Annotated in this window: 16 protein-coding genes, 1 tRNA gene and 1 riboswitch; of the genes, 10 read left to right on the top strand and 7 right to left on the bottom strand. The window is 70.9% G+C overall.

The window, feature by feature from the left end:
• Nucleotides 1-157: 157 nt before the first annotated feature.
• Nucleotides 158-2,326 (bottom strand): asparagine synthase-related protein, encoded by a 2,169-nt coding sequence (locus ACWCRB_RS42575; protein ID WP_451001204.1) that lies wholly within the window; start codon nt 2,324-2,326, stop codon nt 158-160.
• A gap of 861 nt (nt 2,327-3,187) precedes the next feature.
• Between ACWCRB_RS42575 and ACWCRB_RS42570 the strand changes: the two genes are divergently transcribed.
• The 4 genes from ACWCRB_RS42570 to ACWCRB_RS42555 all read left to right on the top strand — a co-directional run bounded on the left by ACWCRB_RS42570 (nt 3,188) and on the right by ACWCRB_RS42555 (nt 8,539).
• Nucleotides 3,188-4,612, top strand: coding sequence for an MFS transporter (locus ACWCRB_RS42570; protein ID WP_451001203.1), 1,425 nt, complete (start codon nt 3,188-3,190; stop codon nt 4,610-4,612).
• Nucleotides 4,613-4,780: 168 nt separating this feature from the next.
• A complete protein-coding gene (gene lhgO / locus ACWCRB_RS42565; RefSeq protein ID WP_451001202.1) occupies nt 4,781-6,004 on the top strand; it encodes an L-2-hydroxyglutarate oxidase in 1,224 nt (407 codons plus the stop codon).
• 339 nt (nt 6,005-6,343) lie between these two features.
• Nucleotides 6,344-7,099, top strand: a complete 756-nt coding sequence (trmB, locus tag ACWCRB_RS42560; RefSeq protein WP_451001201.1) for a tRNA (guanosine(46)-N7)-methyltransferase TrmB — start codon at nt 6,344-6,346, stop codon at nt 7,097-7,099.
• Nucleotides 7,100-7,159: 60 nt separating this feature from the next.
• Nucleotides 7,160-8,539: a PrsW family glutamic-type intramembrane protease gene (locus ACWCRB_RS42555; protein ID WP_451001200.1), complete on the top strand. Its 1,380-nt coding sequence runs from the start codon at nt 7,160-7,162 to the stop codon at nt 8,537-8,539.
• Nucleotides 8,540-9,211: 672 nt separating this feature from the next.
• Here the strand turns inward: ACWCRB_RS42555 and ACWCRB_RS42550 are convergent.
• The 5 genes from ACWCRB_RS42550 to ACWCRB_RS42530 all read right to left on the bottom strand — a co-directional run bounded on the left by ACWCRB_RS42550 (nt 9,212) and on the right by ACWCRB_RS42530 (nt 14,380).
• Nucleotides 9,212-10,177 carry an aldo/keto reductase gene (locus tag ACWCRB_RS42550; RefSeq protein WP_451001199.1) on the bottom strand — a complete coding sequence of 322 codons (966 nt, stop codon included), beginning with the start codon at nt 10,175-10,177 and terminating at the stop codon, nt 9,212-9,214.
• Nucleotides 10,178-10,292: 115 nt separating this feature from the next.
• On the bottom strand, nt 10,293-11,363 hold the full coding sequence (locus ACWCRB_RS42545) for a M23 family metallopeptidase (RefSeq protein WP_451001198.1): 1,071 nt from the start codon (nt 11,361-11,363) through the stop codon (nt 10,293-10,295).
• An 11-nt stretch (nt 11,364-11,374) separates the two neighbouring features.
• Nucleotides 11,375-11,532: riboswitch (cyclic di-AMP (ydaO/yuaA leader) on the bottom strand.
• 259 nt (nt 11,533-11,791) lie between these two features.
• Nucleotides 11,792-12,910, bottom strand: a complete 1,119-nt coding sequence (locus ACWCRB_RS42540; RefSeq protein ID WP_451001197.1) for a PP2C family protein-serine/threonine phosphatase — start codon at nt 12,908-12,910, stop codon at nt 11,792-11,794.
• A 190-nt stretch (nt 12,911-13,100) separates the two neighbouring features.
• A tRNA-Met gene (locus tag ACWCRB_RS42535) sits at nt 13,101-13,174 on the bottom strand.
• A gap of 66 nt (nt 13,175-13,240) precedes the next feature.
• Nucleotides 13,241-14,380, bottom strand: a complete 1,140-nt coding sequence (locus tag ACWCRB_RS42530) for a dihydrofolate reductase family protein (protein ID WP_451001196.1) — start codon at nt 14,378-14,380, stop codon at nt 13,241-13,243.
• Between the two features lie 108 nt (nt 14,381-14,488).
• Between ACWCRB_RS42530 and ACWCRB_RS42525 the strand changes: the two genes are divergently transcribed.
• From ACWCRB_RS42525 to ACWCRB_RS42505, 5 genes are all read left to right on the top strand, one after another.
• Nucleotides 14,489-15,001: a MarR family winged helix-turn-helix transcriptional regulator gene (locus tag ACWCRB_RS42525; RefSeq protein ID WP_451001195.1), complete on the top strand. Its 513-nt coding sequence runs from the start codon at nt 14,489-14,491 to the stop codon at nt 14,999-15,001.
• A gap of 119 nt (nt 15,002-15,120) precedes the next feature.
• On the top strand, nt 15,121-15,771 hold the full coding sequence (locus ACWCRB_RS42520) for a GTP cyclohydrolase II (RefSeq protein ID WP_451001194.1): 651 nt from the start codon (nt 15,121-15,123) through the stop codon (nt 15,769-15,771).
• Nucleotides 15,772-15,833: 62 nt separating this feature from the next.
• The gene (locus ACWCRB_RS42515) at nt 15,834-16,802 is read left to right on the top strand and encodes a YihY/virulence factor BrkB family protein (RefSeq protein ID WP_451001193.1); all 969 of its coding nucleotides are present in this window, start codon (nt 15,834-15,836) and stop codon (nt 16,800-16,802) included.
• A gap of 87 nt (nt 16,803-16,889) precedes the next feature.
• Nucleotides 16,890-17,381: a DUF3618 domain-containing protein gene (locus ACWCRB_RS42510; RefSeq protein WP_451001192.1), complete on the top strand. Its 492-nt coding sequence runs from the start codon at nt 16,890-16,892 to the stop codon at nt 17,379-17,381.
• A gap of 31 nt (nt 17,382-17,412) precedes the next feature.
• The gene (locus ACWCRB_RS42505; RefSeq protein ID WP_451001191.1) at nt 17,413-17,667 is read left to right on the top strand and encodes a DUF4235 domain-containing protein; all 255 of its coding nucleotides are present in this window, start codon (nt 17,413-17,415) and stop codon (nt 17,665-17,667) included.
• A 35-nt stretch (nt 17,668-17,702) separates the two neighbouring features.
• Here ACWCRB_RS42505 and ACWCRB_RS42500 read toward each other — a convergent pair whose 3' ends face one another.
• The gene (locus tag ACWCRB_RS42500; protein ID WP_451001190.1) at nt 17,703-18,041 is read right to left on the bottom strand and encodes a MerR family transcriptional regulator; all 339 of its coding nucleotides are present in this window, start codon (nt 18,039-18,041) and stop codon (nt 17,703-17,705) included.
• A gap of 643 nt (nt 18,042-18,684) precedes the next feature.
• On the opposite strand from ACWCRB_RS42500, the gene ACWCRB_RS42495 reads away from it, so the two are divergent.
• The gene (locus tag ACWCRB_RS42495) at nt 18,685-19,059 is read left to right on the top strand and encodes a hypothetical protein (RefSeq protein WP_451001189.1); all 375 of its coding nucleotides are present in this window, start codon (nt 18,685-18,687) and stop codon (nt 19,057-19,059) included.
• Nucleotides 19,060-19,141 lie beyond the last annotated feature (82 nt).

The following is a 19,141-nucleotide window of genomic DNA, read 5'->3' as shown; positions in this document are numbered from 1 at the left end:
GCCCGCCAAAAAGGGCGCCGCACGGCCATTCACCAAAACCGCGGCGGGGGAGGAAAACCCCCCCCGTCCGGCGTTTGAGGACAAGGGGGTTCAGGGGCGGAGCCCCCCGAGGATGGGACGGGTAGGGGCGGCGGGGGCGAAGGAAAGCTTGAGGGGCTCACCCCCTGTGGGCTCCCGCGCCCGCTCCCAACGCTCCCCTTTGGGGGGTGATTCCCGACGGTACGGCTCGTTGGCGGGCCGGGGTGCCGGTCCAGCAGGTGCCTCGGCGGGAGAGGAGGCGGCGTAGCCAGATCTCCAGGGAGACCAGGTCCGCCAGGCCGTCCAGGGGGAGGGGTTCGCCCTCTGCGGCGGCTCGAAGGGCCTTGCGGACCACCCTTGCCTCCACCAGGCCCGCCTCCGCCAGCAGCGGTGTGTCGAACAGGGTCATCAGGTGGTCCACTGATACTCGCAGGCCCGTTCGCGACGCCGCCGCAGCTGATGCGTGCGACGGTGCGCCCCAGCCTGGGGGCAGGTCGGCCACGCCGGCGCCTTCCAGGACCGTACGGAGGATGGATGCTCTGGCGCCTGGCTGGACCCGTAGGGCCTCCGGGAGGGCTCGGCAGGCCCTCACCACCTGGTTGTCCAGGAACGGGGTGTGCAGGCGCTGGAAGCGGATCTCCACCGCCTGTTCCAGGACCCGTACGTCCGCCGCCTGGCGGGCCAGTGCCGCCCGCGCGCGGAAGTCTCCCGGGCGTTGGCCGGGGCCGACGCCGGCGCCCGCCCGGTCCGTCGCCCAGTTCAGGCGAACCGATACTTCAGCCAGCGCCTCACCGGTCAGCCAGCGCGCGGCAGGGCCCGGTCTGGCCCAGGTGAGGGCTGCCAGTGAGGCTCCGACCGCGCCTCCGGGCTCGTCGAAGCGGCGCTGCATCAGGCGGTCGGCGAGGTTCTCTATCCCTGCCTTGTAGGGCGTACGGGCGAGCTTGCGGGCGGCGCCGTACACGCGCGCGGGGACCATCACCGAGCCGTCGGCCTTCGCGAGCGCCGCCACCGGGCGAACCAGGTGGCGTCGTTTGCGGTCCATGAGGAGGTCGGCGAGGCGGGCGGGGTGGGCGTCCAGGACCTGGCGGGCGCCGTAGCCCGTGAAGTGGTCCGCGCTGCCTGAGGCCAGACGGGCGCGGTGTCTGGCCGCCGTCACCAGGCTTGGGCCCGGCTCGTCCGTCAACGGGCCGTCCAGGTCTGCGTACGGCAGGACGTCCTCCTCGCCTGTCACCACTACGTGGTGCAGGCGCGGGTTGGCCGCCAGCGTCCCCGCCCGCTCCAGTTCCGCCTCGCGCCCGCCCACCGCCAGGTCGTTGAAGGTCACCGCCAGCAGCCGCTCGCCCGCGCCCGTGCCGTGTCCGAGGACCGTCCCGGGCATGCCCGGAAGACCCGCCGCGAGGAGGGCCAGAGTTCCTGAGGCCGGGCCGCCGGAGAGGTCCGCCCCTATCCCCGGTACGGGCATTCCGCGCGCGGCACGCCGTTCCGCCGGGCCCATCCCGGGCACAGGGCCGGGATCCATGTTGGCGTCGGGCACATGGCGGGGGGCGGACAGCCGGGCGCGTACCGCCTCGACCAGCGCGTCCCGTACGCCGTCCACCGCGCTGTCGGGGTCCACGGAGGCCGCCGCGACCGCGAGGGAGGCCACCGGCTCGTACCCGGCGATCTCACGCGCCCCGGCGCGCAGGATCAGCGCATGCCCCGGCGGAATGCGCCGCACTCCGTCGTAAGGCGTCGAGTCGTGCAATGCGGCCGGCACGTCGGGGGCCGCGAGGAGCGCGGCGAGGTGACCGAAGTCGAGGTTGGCCTCGATGAGGTCGGCGAGGGGGAGGGCGGCCGTCGCGTAGGCCGTGCCGCCCGCCCAGGGGGTGTAGAACACCGGGCGCGCGCCCGCCAGATCGCCGCAGACCATGAGCCGGCGCCCCACCTGGACGATGGCCGTATAGCTGCCCGGCCAGGCCGTCAGATGGCGAAGTGCCCCTCCGCGCGCGGCGAACAGGGCCACCCGGAGTTGTTCGTCGGTGGCGCCGCAGGTGCCGAGCACCGCTATGCGCGTCTGTTCGTCAGCCCGCACGACGCGGACCTCGTCGGGGCGCCAGTCGCCGACCGCCCAGAGCGGATCGGGGTCTCCCCACAGGAGTTGGGAGCCGACCGGGTGGACCGTCTCACCGTCGTAGCCGGTCGCGCCCGCCGCGTATCCGGCTCCGACCCCGGTGCCGTTCCCGACTCCGTCGGCCGCGTAGCCCGCAGGCCCGGTCGCGTATTTGGCGGCCACAGCTGCGGTGCTGCTCCATCCCACCAACCACCGCATCGACGCCTCCACAGGCTGTGGACAACCAGTGCACCGTACGAACTCGGCACCATGCTGCCATGAAGGAAGCGCCTGGGAGGGACGGCAGAGCCGCTCGCGCTCCCCGAAGTGCGCCCCTGCGAACTCCTGTGCACCCCCTGGAACATGCCCGCGCGGCCACGAACGCACGCGTGGTTCAAGGGACTTCAAGGTTTGGATCAAGGAATTCCGATGAGGGGGCGATGAGGGGATCGGAAGGCTTCGGCGCGGGGATATTGGTACAGGGACATCGGTGATCGCCGGACCCCGACGGGAAGTTCACAACCCGTCGACACCCGTCGACCAGGGACTTCACCCCCGACGCCGCGACCTGAATGCGCCCCCGTTACGCTCCCCCAAGACGCCCCACGCGCCCTCAATTTCCATGGTGGGAGGGGTAATCGGCCCAGGAGGACGGGGTCTGTTTTCGGCCAAGTTGGCGAAGCGGGGACAGGCTCGCGCACGCTCCGTACAGGCTCTGCGGAGCGCAGAGCACACGCACAGTCCGGGAGGCGGATGTCGCCTCCCGGACCGGTCCGCCGCCCGCGGGGATGTAGGCGGCGGTGTCCCCCAGCCCACTGGATCCAGTACAGCGGGCCGACCCACGCAGGATCCATGGAAGCGGCTCCGGGCATGGCCGGAGAAGAGCGCACGGGCGGGCGCACGGCCACACAGCGGGGGCACGTCGCAACGGTGCGTACATCCCCAGAACTTCCGTACGGACCACAATCCCGCCATCCGGAACAATGCCTCTTAACGCTTGGGATGCGGCGAACTACGCTGGGTTTACGAATGCCGCGTGGTTATGCCAGCGCGGCAGCCGTCTGTGTCGAGGGGTGGCGCATGTCCAGGGAGCAACGCGGGCCGAACGACAAACTCGGCGCCGTTCTCGCCCTCGCGGGAATCAGCAACGCAGGACTCGCGCGTCGCGTCAACGACCTTGGCGCTCAACGCGGGTTGACTCTTCGCTACGACAAGACGTCGGTGGCGCGCTGGGTGTCGAAGGGCATGGTGCCGCAGGGCGCCGCACCTCACCTCATCGCGGCCGCCATCGGCCAGAAGCTCGGCCGTCCGGTGCCGCTCCACGAGATCGGCCTGGCGGACGCGGATCCCGCACCCGAGGTGGGCCTCGCCTTCCCCCGGGACGTCGGACAGGCGGTCCGCTCCGCCACCGACCTCTACCGTCTCGACCTCGCCGGCCGCCGCGCGGGCTCCGGCGGCATCTGGCAGTCGCTCGCCGGATCGTTCGCAGTGAGCGCATACGCAACGCCTGCCTCACGGTGGCTGATAACCCCGGCCGACAGCTCGGTGGCACGCGAGGCCCAGTCGCTGGAAGGGTCCGGAGCACCGCTCAAAGTCGGCCACAGCGATGTGCAGAAACTGCGGGAGGCCGCGGAGGACGCCCGGCGCTGGGACTCCAAGTACGGGGGCGGCGACTGGCGTTCGTCCATGGTGCCCGAGTGCCTGCGGGTGGAGGCGGCGCCTCTGCTGCTGGGCTCGTACTCGGACGAGGTGGGACGCGCCCTGTTCGGGGCCTCCGCCGAACTCACCCGCCTCGCCGGGTGGATGGCCTTCGACACGGGTCAACAGGAGGCCGCGCAGCGGTACTACATCCAGGCGCTGCGGCTGGCGCGGGCCGCGGCGGACGTACCCCTTGGGGGCTATGTCCTGGCCTCCATGTCTCTCCAGGCGACCTACCGGGGCTTCGGCGACGAGGGCGTCGACCTCGCCCAGGCCGCCCTGGAGCGCAACAGGGGCCTCGCGACGGCCCGCACGATGAGTTTCTTCCGGCTGGTCGAGGCACGGGCCCACGCGCGCGCGAGTGACGCCCACGCGGCCGGCGCGGCGCTGCGCTCCGCGGAGGGCTGGCTGGAGCGGGCCCGCGACGGCGACAACGACCCGTCCTGGCTCGGCTTCTACTCGTACGACCGCTTCGCCGCCGACGCCGCCGAGTGCTACCGCGACCTGAAGGCACCGCGTCAGGTCCGCCGTTTCACGGAGCAGGCGCTGTCGAAACCGACGGAGGAGTTCGTGCGCTCGCACGGGTTGCGGCTCGTCGTCTCGGCGGTCGCCGAGCTCGAGTCGGGCAATCTCGATGCGGCGTGCGAGCAGGGGGTGCGGGCGGTGGAGGTTGCGGGGCGCATTTCCTCGGCGCGCACCACCGAGTACGTGAAGGATCTTCTGCATCGGTTGGAGCCGTATGGGGATGAACCCCGGGTGGTGGAGCTGCGGGAGCGGGCTCGGCCGTTGCTGATGACTCCGGCGTAGATGCAGTAGATGCAGTAGATGCAAGAGATTCCTTCCCGTCTGCCTGGTTTCGGTGATCTTGGGGCTGCGGGTTGTACGTGGCTTGTCGCGCAGTTCCTCGCGCCCCTGAGGTGGGTGCACTCGCCCTGTGTTTGAAGTGACTGTCAGTGGCGCAGTGCACTATCGAGGGTGGAGGTGGTGCCGGTGGTGGCGTACGACTGTGATGTGCTCGTGGTCGGTGGGGGGATCGTCGGGCTGTCGACGGCGTATGCGATCACGCGTGCCGCGCCGGGTACGCGGGTGACGGTGCTGGAGAAGGAGTCGGGGCCGGCCAGGCACCAGACGGGGCGCAACAGCGGTGTCATCCACAGCGGGATCTACTACCGGCCGGGGTCGCTCAAGGCGCGGTACGCGGTGCGGGGCGCCGCCGAGATGGTCAAGTTCTGCGCGGAGTACGGCATCCCGCACGCCGTCACCGGCAAGCTGATCGTCGCGACGGAGCGGGACGAACTGCCCCGGCTGCACGCCCTCGTCCAGCGCGGCCGGGAGAACGGCATTCCGGTACGGGAGCTGGGGCCTGCCCAGATCGGGGAGTACGAGCCGGAGGTGCGCGGCCTCGCCGGCATACACGTGGGGACGACGGGGATCTGCGACTACGTGGCGGTCGCCCGGCAGCTGGCCGAGTCCTCGGGGGCGGAGATCCGGTACGGCGCCCGGGTCGTCCGCGTCGACCGGCGGGCGGACCTCGGGGTGGCCGTGCGGACGGCGGGGCCCGGGGGCGGCGAGGTCGTGCGGGGGCGGGTGCTGGTCAACTGCGCCGGGCTGTACTGCGACGAGGTGGCGCGGCTGACCGGTGACGATCCCGGGATGCGGATCGTGCCGTTCCGGGGCGAGTACTTCACGCTGGCGCGGCCCGAGCTGGTGCGGGGGCTGGTGTATCCGGTGCCGGATCCGGCGTTCCCGTTCCTCGGGGTGCATCTGACGCGGGGGATCGACGGGGGTGTCCACATCGGGCCCAATGCCGTGCCGGCGCTGGCGCGGGAGGGGTACGGGTGGGGGACCGTGCGGGTGCAGGAGCTGGGGGCGACGGTGGCGTGGCCCGGGACGTGGCGGATCGCTGCGCGGCACTGGCGGTACGGGGGTGGGGAGCTGCGGCGGTCGGTGTCGAAGAGGGCGTTCGCGCGGGCGGTGCGGAGGTTGTTGCCGGTGGTGTCGGAAGGGGATCTGGTGCCTGCGGCGGCGGGGGTGCGGGCGCAGGCGGTGCTGCGGGACGGGACGCTGGTGGATGACTTTCTGATTCGGGAGGGTGCTCGGGCGGTGCATGTGCTGAACGCGCCGTCACCTGCGGCGACCGCTTCGCTGCCGATCGGGCGGGAGGTGGCTCGGCGGGCGTTGGCTGTGCTGGGCGGGTGAGACGGGACTTTTCTTCGCCCCCGCCGCCCTTACCCGTCCCATCCCCGGGGGCTCCGCCCCTGAACCCCCGTATCGCGCTGAACGCGCTCGTCCTCAAACGCCGGACAGGCTGGAGGGTGTGCGGGCTTGCCTCTCAGCTATCCGTGCCGGTCACCCCGGCCAACCTGCTTTCGGCTGGGGGTCCGGGGGTTATCCCCCGGGGAGATGCAGTCAGCCCGTCCGGCGTTTGAGGACGAGGCCGTTCAGGCCGACAGCGGGGGTCTAGCGGGGGTCTGGGGGCGCAGCCCCCAGGGGATGGGAATGGGTAGGGGCGGCGGGGGCGAGTAAATTGGGGCCACTGTGTCTGACTCTTCTCGCCCCAAGGGCACCCCCAGGTTTCCCGGCGGGCCGCAGGCCGATCCCGCCGGGTCGCATTTCGAGCGGCGGATCAGAAGCTTTCAGCCCCGGCGCAGCCGGGTCACCGCCGGGCAGGGTGACGCCCTGCGGCGGCTGTGGCCCAAGTGGGGCCTCGACATCGACGGCCACGCCCTCCAGCTCGGCGAGCTGTTCGGGAACGACCTGCCCGTCGTACTCGAGATCGGATTCGGGATGGGCGAGGCCACCGCACAGATGGCCGCCGCCGACCCCGGCACCAACATCCTCGCCGTCGACGTGCACACCCCGGGCCAGGGCAACCTGCTCAACCTCGCCGACCAGCAGGGCCTGACCAACATCCGCGTCGCCAACGGGGACGCCATCATCCTGCTCCGCGAGATGCTCGCCCCCGACTCCCTCGACGGCCTGCGCGTCTACTTCCCCGACCCCTGGCCCAAGAAGCGCCACCACAAGCGGCGGCTGATTCAGGCCGAGTTCCTCGATCTTGTCGCTGGTCGGCTGCGCGCCGGCGCGCTTGTGCACTGCGCCACCGACTGGGAGCCGTACGCCGAACAGATGCTCGAAGTGCTCGACGCGCACCCGGAGTTCGAGAACACCCGGCCCGGGGGCGGTTACGCGCCCCGGCCGGAGTTCCGGCCGCTGACCCGTTTCGAGGGCCAGGGACTGGAGAAGGGACATGTCGTGAACGACCTGCTCTTCCGTCGCGTACAGCAGTCGTAGAGCACTCGTAGAGCACTAGCGAACAGCGCTCATAGGGCAGCCGCCGTTAGGGTCGATGCCGTGGCCACCTTTCCCCCTTACCCGACGCATCCCAGCGGCCCCACCGACGGTCCGGTCGGCGGGGCGTTGCGGCACGCTCACTGGTGGCAGCGGCCGTGGGTGCGTTACGGCGCCCTCACCAGCCTGCTCGCGCTCTCCGGGCTCGTCATCCTCGCCCTCGTGCGCGAACAGACCGGCACCGAGGGGTTCCTGGTCGGGCTCGGGCTCGCCGTGTTCCCCGTGCCGTTGCTCGTGGCCGCGTTCCGTTGGCTGGACCGGGTCGAGCCGGGGCCCTGGCGGAACCTGGTCTTCTCGTTCGCCTGGGGCGCCTGCGCGGCGGCCCTGATAGCGATCGTCGCCAACAGCTTCGCGACGAGATGGATAGCGACCGCCACCGCCGACCCGTCCAGCGCGGACACCCTCGGCGCGACCGTCATAGCGCCCATCGTCGAGGAGTCGGCCAAGGCAGCCGCCGTACTGCTCATCTTTCTCTTCCGGCGGCGCGACTTCACGGGCATCGTCGACGGGGTCGTCATCGCCGGGGTGACCGCGACCGGCTTCGCCTTCACCGAGAACATCCTCTATCTCGGCACCGCCTTCGGCACCGACCAGCTGACCGGGGACAGCGGTATCGCCTCGGTCACCGCGGCGACCTTCTTCGTGCGCATCGTCATGTCGCCGTTCGCGCACCCCCTGTTCACGGTCCTCACCGGCATCGGCTTCGGGATCTCCGCGCTGTCGGGCGAGCGCCAGCACGTCCGCCGGGTGCTGCTGCCGCTGTCGGGACTGCTGCTCGCGATGAGCATGCACGCCCTCTGGAACGGCTCGTCGTCCTTCGGGCAGTACGGGTTCTTCGCGGTGTACGCCGCGTTCATGGTGCCCGCGTTCGGGCTGCTGACCTGGCTGGTCATCTGGACCCGGCAGCGCGAGCTGCGCACCGTGCGCGCCGAGTTGCCGGCGTACGCGCAGGCCGGCTGGCTGGCCCCGGCCGAGCCGTACGCCCTCGGCTCGATGCGCGCCCGCCGCCTCGCCCGGGAGTACGCCCGCCGGCACCTGGGGCGGCCCGCGGCGCGTGCGGTGGCGCAGTACGAGGCGTACGCCACCTCGCTGGCGTTCCTGCGCCACCGGGGGCGCCTCGGCCGGGCGCGCGCCGACTTCGTCGTCCGGGAGCAGGAGCTGCTGGGCGCACTGTGGGAGCGCAGGGCGGTGGCCCGCCCGGCTCTGGACCACGCGGCCCGCACGATCGCCCCGGCTCCGGTCCTGGTGGCCCCGCCGGTCATCTGGCCGACGTACGGGCAACAGCCGTACGCCCAGCAGCCGTACACGCATCAGCCGTACGGCCAGCAGGGGTACGGACCGACGACCCCGTACCCGGCGACGTACAACCCGTACCGCTCCTAGACCCTGCCGCCCGGATCACACCCGGGCCACGGGGCGGGGCGACACCGACACCGTCCCCACCGTGCGGCCGGCCGCAGGCACCACACCCCCGACCGACGGACGGGGGGCCGACGCGATCCGAGCGACAGACCACGCTCCGCCGCAGAGCGCGCACCCCGAAGCTCTCCCCTACCGTGCCCTCAGCCGCACACAGCCGCCGAATACACAGCACCCCAAGCCGCCCCACCCCACACGACGGGCCCCGCCCCGCCACAGGCCGAAGCCACCCCGACACCCTCCCCCACCGCGCAGCCAGCCGCACACAGCCGCCGGGTACGCCGCACCCCCAGGCCGGCGCGATCCCCGCGGCGGGCCCCCGCCATCAAGACCCGCCCCACCACAGGCCGGAACCACCCGACGCCCCCCCACGCCGCACCCAGCCGCACACAACAGCCGGGTACGCCGCACCCCCAGGCCGACGCGACCCACGGGACGGGCCCCCACCGTCAAGACCCGCCCCACCACAGGCCGGAACCACCCCGACGCCCACCCCCGCCACTCAGCCAGCCCCGCGCCCCCACCCGCAGACGAGGGCCCCCAAGCCGCCGCGCCCCATACGACAGACCCCAACCGTCGGGCGTCACGCGTCAGCCGCCAGCCGTCAGCCGCCACGCGTCAGCCGTCACACGCCGCTCAAGCCGAAACCGGAGCCGAAGCCGCCGTGAGGCGCGCAACCTCCGGCTCCGTCAGTTCCAGTTCCGCCAGCGCGACCAGTGGCGGGAGTTGCTCCACCGTGCGGGCCGAGGCGATCGGGGCCGTGACCGTCGGCTGGGCGGTGAGCCAGGCCAGGGCGACCGTGGCGACGGCCACCCCGCGGGCCTCGGCGACCTCGTCCAGGGCGGCCAGGATCCTGCGGCCGCGTTCCGTCTCCCCGTGCTTGCCGGCGCCGGCCGCCGCACGCGCGCCGTCGACCGTCGCACCGGGCCGGTACTTGCCCGTGAGGAAGCCGGAGGCCAGCGCGAAGTACGGGACGGCGGCGAGGCCCGTACGGGAGGCGATGTCCTGTCGCGCGCCCTCGTACGTGTCGCGGGAGACCAGGTTGTAGTGGGGCTGGATGGCCACGTACTTGGCCAGGCCCTCGCGGTCGGAGAAGTCCAGGGAGTCCTGGAGCCGCTCCGGCGAGATGTTGGAGACGGCGATGTGCCGCACCTTGCCCGCGGTCACGAGTTCGTCGAGGGCTCCGATGATCTCCTCGACAGGCACCTCGGGCCGGTCGAAGTGCGTGAAGTAGAGGTCGATGTGGTCGGTGTCGAGACGGCGGAGCGAGGCGTCGGCGGCGGCCTTGATGTTGGCGCCCGACAGGCCGGCGTAATCCGGGTGCTGGCTGACCTTCGTCGCGACGACGATGTCGGCGCGGTTGCCGCGCGACTTCAGCCACTTGCCGATGATGGTCTCGGACTCGCCGCCCTGGTTGCCGTCGATCCAGGCCGAGTAGGAGTCGGCGGTGTCGAGGAAGTTGCCGCCTGCGGCGGCGTAGGCGTCGAGCACCTCGAAGGACGCCTTCTCGTCGGCGGTCCAGCCGAAGACGTTGCCGCCGAGGGCGAGCGGGAAGACCTCTAGGTCCGATGATCCGAGCTTGCGAAGAGCCGTAGCAGTCATGCTCAACGTCAACGCCCGCCCCGGACGCACTGATTCCGGCAGTTCACGAACATCGCGTGAACGCCGGAATCAGTCGGAATCAGCCAGAGTCAGTCGGAATCTAGCAACGTACGGCTTACGGGTTGAGGCCCATGCTCCGCAGCCACGCCATCGGGTCGATCCCCGCGGTGTCCGAGCTGCTGGTGTGGACCTCCATGTGGAGGTGTGCCCCGGTGACGTTGCCGGTGGCGCCGACGCGGCCGATCACGTCACCCGTGTTGACCTTCTGGCCGACGCTGACGTTGATCGAGGACTGATGGGCGTACCAGATCTCGGTGCCGTCCTCGAGGGTGAGGATCGTGCGGTAGCCGTACGAGCCGCTCCAGCCAGCCTCGGTGATCGTGCCGGTGTGGACCGCCTTGAGCGGGGTACCGGTGGGAGCAGCGAAGTCGAGGCCCGTGTGGTAGCCGGAGGACCACAGCGCACCGGACTGACCGAAGGTCGAGGTGATCGTGTACGAGGAGGTGGGCAGCGTGTACTGCTTGGCCAGCTCGGCGAGCCGCGCGGCCTCCAGCTTGGCTGCGGCTTCCTCGGCGGCCTTCTTCTTCGCGGCGGCGGCCTTCGCGGCGGCCTCGCGCTTCACCTGGGCGGCCTCGGCGGCGGCCTTCTTCGCGGCGGCGTCCTGGGCGGCCTGCTGGACCTTGGCCTCGGCCTGGTCCTTCTGCTGCTCGGCCTGGAGGATGATGCGGGCGCGCAGGGCCTCACCCGCGTCGCTGGTGCCCTGCTCGGTCTCCTCGGAGGTGACCCCGACGCTGCTGAGCGCGTTGGGGGAGCCCTGGGGCTCGGCGTCCGCGTCGTCGTCGCCCGCGAAGGGCGAGCCGACGGAGGGCAGGTCGGGCATGGAGATGGAAACCGGCGGCTTGCCGGTCTGCGCGGTGGCCATACCGGCCCCGCCGACAGCGGCTATGACGCCGACGCCGAGAACGGTGGAGCTGCGGGCGAGTCCTCCGCCGCCGCGCTGCTTGCCGACGCGGTGCCGGCCGCGAACCGGACGAGTGGTGTCCGCGCTGGGATTCCACTCCTCCCAGGGGCCCTCGTCGGTGCGACGGCTGCCGAAGCCGAAGGTCGGGATCTTCCCGTCCTCGGTCTCGCTGCTGCGCTGACTCGGTACGAACGGGGCCTCTGGGGCGGCCGAGTTTGACGCCACGTGGGCGTGCTCCTTTCCTTCCTTCTCGCCTACCGGGTTAGCTGACGGGTTCGGAGCAGGAAGGTCTCCTACGCGCGTATACCTGCCGTGTCGCCACGGCGGTGGACGAGCGATTCACCCCAAGTTGGTGGTTCCCCGGTTCCCTCGCGGGATTCGGCGCGTGCGCACGGAGCCGACTCTTGTGACGGCTGGGACGACCGCGCTGCGTTATCGAACGTTAATAGACCAGGGCCCCGTATTCCAAGCCGTTCCCGTTGATCGTTAACGCTTTTCCCGAGGACGTTCCGGGTCACCACCGGTGAAAATCGGGCGAGTTGACCGTGTCCTAAGTGACTGCTGAGTTTTGACTGTGTGTCAGATGTTATGCGGAGCGGGACCGTTCACTCACCCTTGGTGACAACTGATGAGAACTCGCGAACTTGAGCACCTCAAGAGCTGATGGGACGGCGTACGGCGAGCAGCGCCATGTCGTCCGTCGTACCGCCGCCCGAGTGCCGGCGCACCTCGTCGGCGAGCGCGGCGAGGAGGGTGGCCGGAGCGTGGAAGACCCGGCCCGCGAGCCGGTCGGCCGGGTCGAAGAAGACGCCGTGCCCGTCACGGGCCTCGGACAGCCCGTCGGTGTGCAGGAGCAGGATCGCGCCGCCGGGAAAGGGCGTCGTCTCGGCGCGGTCGGGCCCGCCGCCGAGGTCGCCCATGCCGAGCGGCAGCGCGGGTTCGGCCGGGGTGAGGACGCGCAGGGTGCCGTCGGTGTCGAGGAGCAGGGGCGGGGGGTGACCGCGGTTGACGACGCGTACGGTCCCGTCGCCGTGCGGGAGTTCGGCGAGTACGGCGGTGGCGAAGCCCTCACTGGCCTCCAGACCGCCCCGCCGGGCACCCTCACGGGCGAGGGCCCGCTCCAGCCGCTGGGCGACCGCCTCCAGGGTCGCCTCCTGCTCGGCGGCCTCCCGGAACGCCCCGATGACGACGGCGACGGCCGCCACGGCCCCCATCCCCTTGCCCCGCACGTCCCCGAGGACGAGCCGCAGGCCGTACGGGGTGTCCTGCACGGCGTACAGGTCGCCGCCGATGAAGGCACCCTCCTGGGCGGCCTCGTACCGGGCGGCGATCTCGAAACCGCCGATGCGCGCGTCCGGTTCGGGCAGTACGGCGCGTTGCGCGGCCTCGGCGATCTCGTGGGCCGTGGCGAGGCGGCGGTCGCCCCTGCGTACGACCCGGTTGATGACGACGGCCAGGACGGCGACCGTGGCCACGGTGATCGTCTCGGTGATCGTGTCGGCGTCCAGGGAGAACCCGAAGCGGAGGTGGACCAGGAACTCGGCGAGGAGCGCGGCGGCGCCGGTGACCGTCGTGGTGCGCAGCGAGGAGAGCGGGGCCGCGATGAGGGGGGCGGCCGTGAAGAAGGGGACCGCGGTGAAGGCGCGCGGGGTGGCGACGTCGTAGATGATCCCGGCGACGATCAGGATCGCGGGCAGGACGCGGACGAGGGTCCGCACCCGGGAGACCACCACCGCCTCGTCCGGCGATCCCGGCTCTCCCGACCGCGCCACTCGTCTCGTCTCCCGCTTCCCGCCGATCACCCGTCCCGTCGGTCCAGGTTTTCGGGAGCGGCCGAGGAGAGCGAGCGGGGTGGACCGACCGGGCTAAGAAGAAGAGTGGGGCGGACGAAGAAAGAGGACGGCCCCGGAAACGACTCAGGGCCGGAAACCAATTTCTTGGTTTCCGGCCCTGGGCCTTCAGTAGCGGGGACAGGATTTGAACCTGCGACCTCTGGGTTATGAGCCCAGCGAGCTACCGAGCTGCTCCACCCCGCGCCGCTGAACACAACTATACGCCATCTGCGGGACCCTCATCACCACGTTGATCACCACGCTTGATCGTCAGTCGGGCAGGTGGGCGTTGGGGGCCTTGGCCCGCTCCTCGTACTCGGGGAGGACGACGACCTCGACACCCTCCCCCGCGAGCAGGCCGTTTCCGTCGGCCGCAACCACGAAGGTGTCGGGCTCACGCCAGGCGGTCACCACCCGGCGGACGCCGGCGTCGAGGATCAGCCGGGCGCAGGGCGCGGGGCGGGAGGCACGGCGGGCGCAGGGTTCGAGGCTGCTGTAGACGGTGGCCGTCGGGAGCCGGGGGTCGGCCGGGTCGAGCTTGGCGAGGGCCGCCTCCTCGGCGTGCACGACCTGGTCGCCGCCCTCCCGGGAGTGCCCGCGCGCCAGCTCCGTACCGTCGGCGGCCACGATCACCGCGCCGACGCTGAACGCCGTGCGCGAGGGCGGACACAGCTCGGCCAGTTCGCACGCCAGTGCCAGCCAGTGCCGGTCGGCGGCGGCGGGGAGCGGGCCGGCGCCGGGCGCGGTGGGCTCGTACCGCATGAGCACGACGTCCTCGATCCGCCGCGTCTCCACGAGCCGGAGCCGGCCGCCCTGGTAGGCGCCGGGGCCGAAGAGGCGGGGGGCGTCGGGGTCGCCGACGAAGAGGGGCGCGAGGACGAGCTGGAGTTCGTCGGCGAGGCCCTGCTGGAGGAGCTGGGTGTGGACGGTGCCGCCGCCCTCGACCATGAGACGCCGCACACCGCGAACGTCGTACAGGTGTTCGAGCAGGGCCCGCCAGTCGAGGGGTCCCGGGCCCAGGGGGACGACGTCCACACTGGCGGGGAGACCCGCGCGCCCGGCCCGCTCGGCACCCTTGTCCGTCGTATAGACGACCTTCCCGCCGCCCGTGTGCCAGAAGTTGGCGGCCGGGTCCAGCTCCCCCGAGCCGCTGACGGTCACCTTGAGCGGATACTCCGGCTTCCCGGCCGCCACCCGTGCGGCCCGCCGCTCGGGCGAGTTGACCAGCAGGCGGGGGTTGTCGGCGCGGATGGTGCCGGCGCCGATGAGGATCGCGTCGCTGGACGCCCGTACCTCGTCGACCCGGTCGAAGTCGGCGGGGCTGGAGAGCAGCAGCCGATCGGGGCCGGTGTCGTCCAGGTGGCCGTCGAGGGAGACGGCGGCGGACAACAGGACGTAGGGGAGGGGCATGGGGCGCACTTTCTTCGAGTAGTGCTTCGAGCGGTTCTTCGAGCGGTTCTTCGCGTACGTCTTCCAGTACCTGTTGGTTCAAAGTTTAAACAAACCTACACTGGTCGCATGACGACCCGCTGGCTCACCCCCGAGGAGCAGCGCGCGTGGCGCGCGTACGTCGGGGCCTCCCTGCTTCTGGAGGACGCGCTCGACCGGCAGCTCCAGCAGGACGCCGGGATGCCGCACCTCTATTACACGATCCTGGCCTACCTCTCCGAGGTGCCCGAGCGGCGGCTGCGGATGACCGATCTCGCCGAGAAGCTGAAGATCACGCGCAGCCGGCTGACGTATGCGGTGGCACGGCTGGAGAAGGACGGGCATGTACGGCGTGAGGCCTGCAAGTGGGACAAGCGGGGCACCGTCGCCGCGCTGACCGACGAGGGCATGGCGGTGCTGGAACGCACCGCGCCGGGGCATGTCGCCACGGTCCGCGTGTCCCTCTTCGACCATCTGACTCCCGAGCAGGTGGGCCAGCTGGAGGAGATCTGCGCGGGCGTCGAGCGGGCGCTCCAGGGGGACGGGGCGGAGTCGGCCCCCTGGCTTCGCCGGTCGTCTCCGTCGTGCGGCTCGGGCGAGTGAGCCGCTCCGGAAACTCATTGCTTTAACTTTGAAACATGAGGTAGGGTCACCGTTCTAGTGAGGATCTGCTTCAAAACTGAAGCAGATGTGAGCACCCCGCACCCGCCCCGGAGACCCGCATGCCCGACTTCCCCGCCGCCACCCAGCGCTCCCGCGTCCGGGTGCCGCTGCGCTTCCACGACGGCTACAGCGTCGACACCGAACTGGTCACCTTCCACGGCCTGGCCGACGGCCTGGAGCACGTGGCGATGGTCCTCGGCGAACCGGCGCCCGGCACCACCCCGCTGGTCCGGCTGCACTCCGAGTGCCTCACGGGCGACGTCTTCGGCTCGGCCCGCTGCGACTGCGGCCCGCAGCTGCGCGAGGCGGTCGAGCGCATAGCCGAGCACGGCGGCGTGCTGCTCTACCTCCGCCAGGAGGGCCGGGGCATCGGCCTCTACAACAAGCTCGACGCGTACGCCCTCCAGGACGAGGGCCTCGACACCTACGCCGCGAACGCCGCGCTGGGCCTCCCCGAGGACGCCCGCGACTACACGGCGGCGGCCCAGATGCTCCAGGCCCTGGACATCACGTCACTGGACCTCCTCTCCAACAACCCCGACAAGGCGAACCAGCTCCGCACCCTGGGCATGGACGTCCAAGACCGCGTCCCCACAGGCGTGTTCACCACTCCAGCGAACGTCCGCTACCTCCGCGCGAAGGTCCTGCAGACCCAACACACGCTGCCGCTGGGCGAGTTGGGCGGGGTCGCCGAGTTGAGCGTGGGCTGAACGTGGGCTGACAGCCGCCCGCGTACGGGTATGAGTGCCGCTCAGCCGGATATCCGTAAGGAATGCCACGGATGCTGAAGCAGCACGGACGCCATGACGGGACGCCCGAGGCCGGGCCGGACACAGTCGCAACCCCGCCGCCCACGCCCTCCTGGTGGGCGGTGCTGAAAGGCACCGCGAGGGAGTTCGGCAAGGACGAACTGGCCGACCGGGCCGCGGCGTTGACCTACTACGGCATCCTGGCGCTGTTCCCTGCGCTGATGCTGCTGATCTCCGTGCTCGGGCTCATGGGCCGGTCGGCGTCGCGGCGGGTGCTGGACAACATCCAGAGCCTGGCCCCGGGTTCGGCCCGGGAGGTCCTGCACGACGTGGTGTCGCAGATGGAGGGCACCACGGGAATCGGCTCGGTCATGGCGGCCTTGAGCCTGTTCGTCGCGGTGTGGTCGGCCTCGGGCTATGTCGCCGCCTTCATCAGGAGCGCCGACACGATCTACGACGTCCCGAAGGGCCGTCCCGTGTGGAAGGTACTCCCGGTCCGGGTCGGCGTGACGCTGGCCCTGATGGTCCTGGCCGTGGTCAGCGCGGTGACCGTCGTGTTCACCGGCGACCTGGCCCAACAGGTCGGCACCGCACTGGGGTTCGGCGACACGGCGCTCGCGGTGTGGTCGATCGCGAAGTGGCCGGGGCTCGCGGTGGTGGTCACGGTCATGATCGCGATCCTGTACTGGGCGGCCCCGCACCCGAAGGGCCGCGGCTTCCGCTGGATCACACCGGGCAGCTTCCTGGCACTGGCGATCTGGATGGCCGCCTCCGCCGGCTTCGCGGTGTACCTGGCGAACTTCGCCTCGTACAACAGGACTTACGGCACCTTCGCCGGCGTGATCATCTTCCTGATCTGGCTCTGGATCACCAATCTGGCGATCCTGCTGGGCCTGGAGTGCGACGCGGAACTGACCCGCCAACGCGGCGGGGTGAGGCGGGGATACGGGGGTACTCGCACACCAGATCCGCTGAACGCACGGGTGTCCTGACGACCGTCACCGCGCTGATGCGGCGCCCGAACGGACCGTGGACAGCGTCAGGGTCGATGCGGCCGCGACCAACGAGAGGGCACAGCGATGACCGAGGACAAGTCCCAGCCGGACGACGGGACGGCGACGCCTTCCCCGGAGGAACTGCGCATACGGGTGGAGGCGACCCCCGAGACCCTCGACGACATGGCCGAGGCACCCGAGGAGAAGACCCGGGCCCAGGAGAAGTCGGCGACCGTCAGGCAACAGGCCACCGAGAAGACCACCCAGGTCACGACCCAACTCCGGGACAAGGCCGCACAGGCGGCCCACGCAGTGCAGGACAGGACCCCCGAGCCGGTACGCGCCAAGGCGGCCACGGCGACCGAACACGTCCGCGAGAAGGCGGCAGCAGCCACCGAACAGGTCCGCGACAAGGCCGCGCACGTCGCCGAACTGGCCCGGGACAAGGCCCCGGAACCGGTACGCGAGAAGGCGGACCAGGGGATGCGGGCGGCCCGAGCCAACCGCGCCCAGCTGATCGCCGCCGGCGCGGTCGTGGCACTGCTGCTCATCCGGCGGTCGAGGAAGCACCGCTGAAAGCCCCACGACCGCGTGCAAGCCGGTCGGCATGGCCATGGGCACCCTCGACGGCGGCGTCCTGGCCTACGCGGTCTTCAAGAAGACCGGACACCGGCTCGCGCACGACTCGCGCACGAGGAGCATGCCCCCGACTCCCCCCGACTCCACCGGCGAGCACTGTTGCCGGCGCGAGGTCCTGCCGGCGGCCGTCCTGCAGGGCGCGATCTTCGCCGGCGTCAAGGCAGCCGTCGACCGCGGCGGCGCCACGGCCGTCCGGAGCTTGACGGGCACCTGGCCGGGCTGAGCCTCCGGTGATCGCTCCCGGCGGGCACGCCCGCTTCAGGACTCAGCCGGAGGATGGGACGATTCGTCGGCGCGGCGGTACTCGGCGTTGATGCGCTGGGCTTCCTCAAGCTGGTCTTCGAGGATGATGATCCGGCATGCCGCCTCGATCGGGGTGCCGCGGTCGACGAGTTCACGCGCACGGGCCGCGATACGCAGTTGATAGCGCGAGTAGCGGCGGTGTCCGCCCTCGGAGCGCAGTGGCGTGATCAGCCTTGCTTCGCCGAGGGACCGGAGGAAACCGGGAGTGGTGCCGAGCATCTCGGCGGCCCGGCCCATCGTGTAGGCGGGGTAGTCGTCGTCGTCGAGACGGCCCAGCGACTCGTCTGCTGTCATCTCACCTCTCTGTGGAACGCGTCGAGGGGCCTTGGTGCCGTATGGCACCAAGGCCCCGAAGGAACTACCAAACACCATCCGCCGGCCCTACTGCTGCACCGGCCCTATGTTTCCGCACAGCCGCCGGGCAAACCGACGGGGTGCGGGGATCGCGGATGTATGACCGGAGACCACCTGCCTAACGATGTCCTGCGGTACCCGGGTTCAGTTCTTCGGCCCGGGCGATCCTGATGGCGCTCGACTCCTCCGTTCTTCCCTCTGAAGCAATCACTTGCCGAACGGAAACTGCGTACGTACTGCTGGTACTGCGAACTGCTGGTACTGCCACCGCGTCAACCGCGGTCCTGCTCACGGCGGCCCCTGATCACTGCGGGCCACCCGGTCCGGTCGCCAGTCCCGTCGCCGTCGTGCAACCACCAGGCTTCGAAACTCCACCACCGCACCGTCATGCGTGCACTGCTGCCCGGCAGTTCGTGTCTGCCGGGCCTCGCTCGATCTCGGCTACGAGAGAAACAGTAACCATCCGAGTTCCCAATGTCTACTCCGGCAAGCACAGATTTTGATGGGCTTGAGAATGAGGTAATCACCTCGGCCCGTCTGCGGGCAGGCTGGCCGGACAGGCCGGTGCATAGAATCCGGTCCCATGCCGAAGCCTGACGAGCTGATCGTTGACATCGCCGCCCTCGTGGAGTCCGGGCGAAGCAATCAGATGTCCCTGACCGTGGTCACCGGTGGTGCTGTCATCACCGGTCGACTGGCTCCCGAAGCCGTGTGGCGGCAGAGGGTGTCGGAGGTGCTGACCGATTCCGCCCACCTGAGCGAGTTCTCCGCCGTCTTCGACGCGCTCGCCGAGGGCGCCCCCGCCAAGAAGGACGGGCCACCCACTCATCTGCACTTCCACGTCGCCCGGATCCTGCAGGGCCCGGTGGGGATCCCGGAGACAGGCGGGATGTACCGCATCGCGATCGAGGACGTCAGCGCCTGGACTGTGGGCGACTTCAGCTACTCCGACCGCTGACCACCGACGACCACTGACCACCGACCCACTGCACTGCACGCAGTGAGGGCCCGACCGGCGTGTGCCGGTCGGGCCCTCACAG

It is taken from the genome of Streptomyces sp. NPDC002156 (assembly GCF_053593675.1).
Note: the sequence above shows the minus strand (reverse complement) of the source record. Positions and strands in the feature narration are given on the sequence as shown.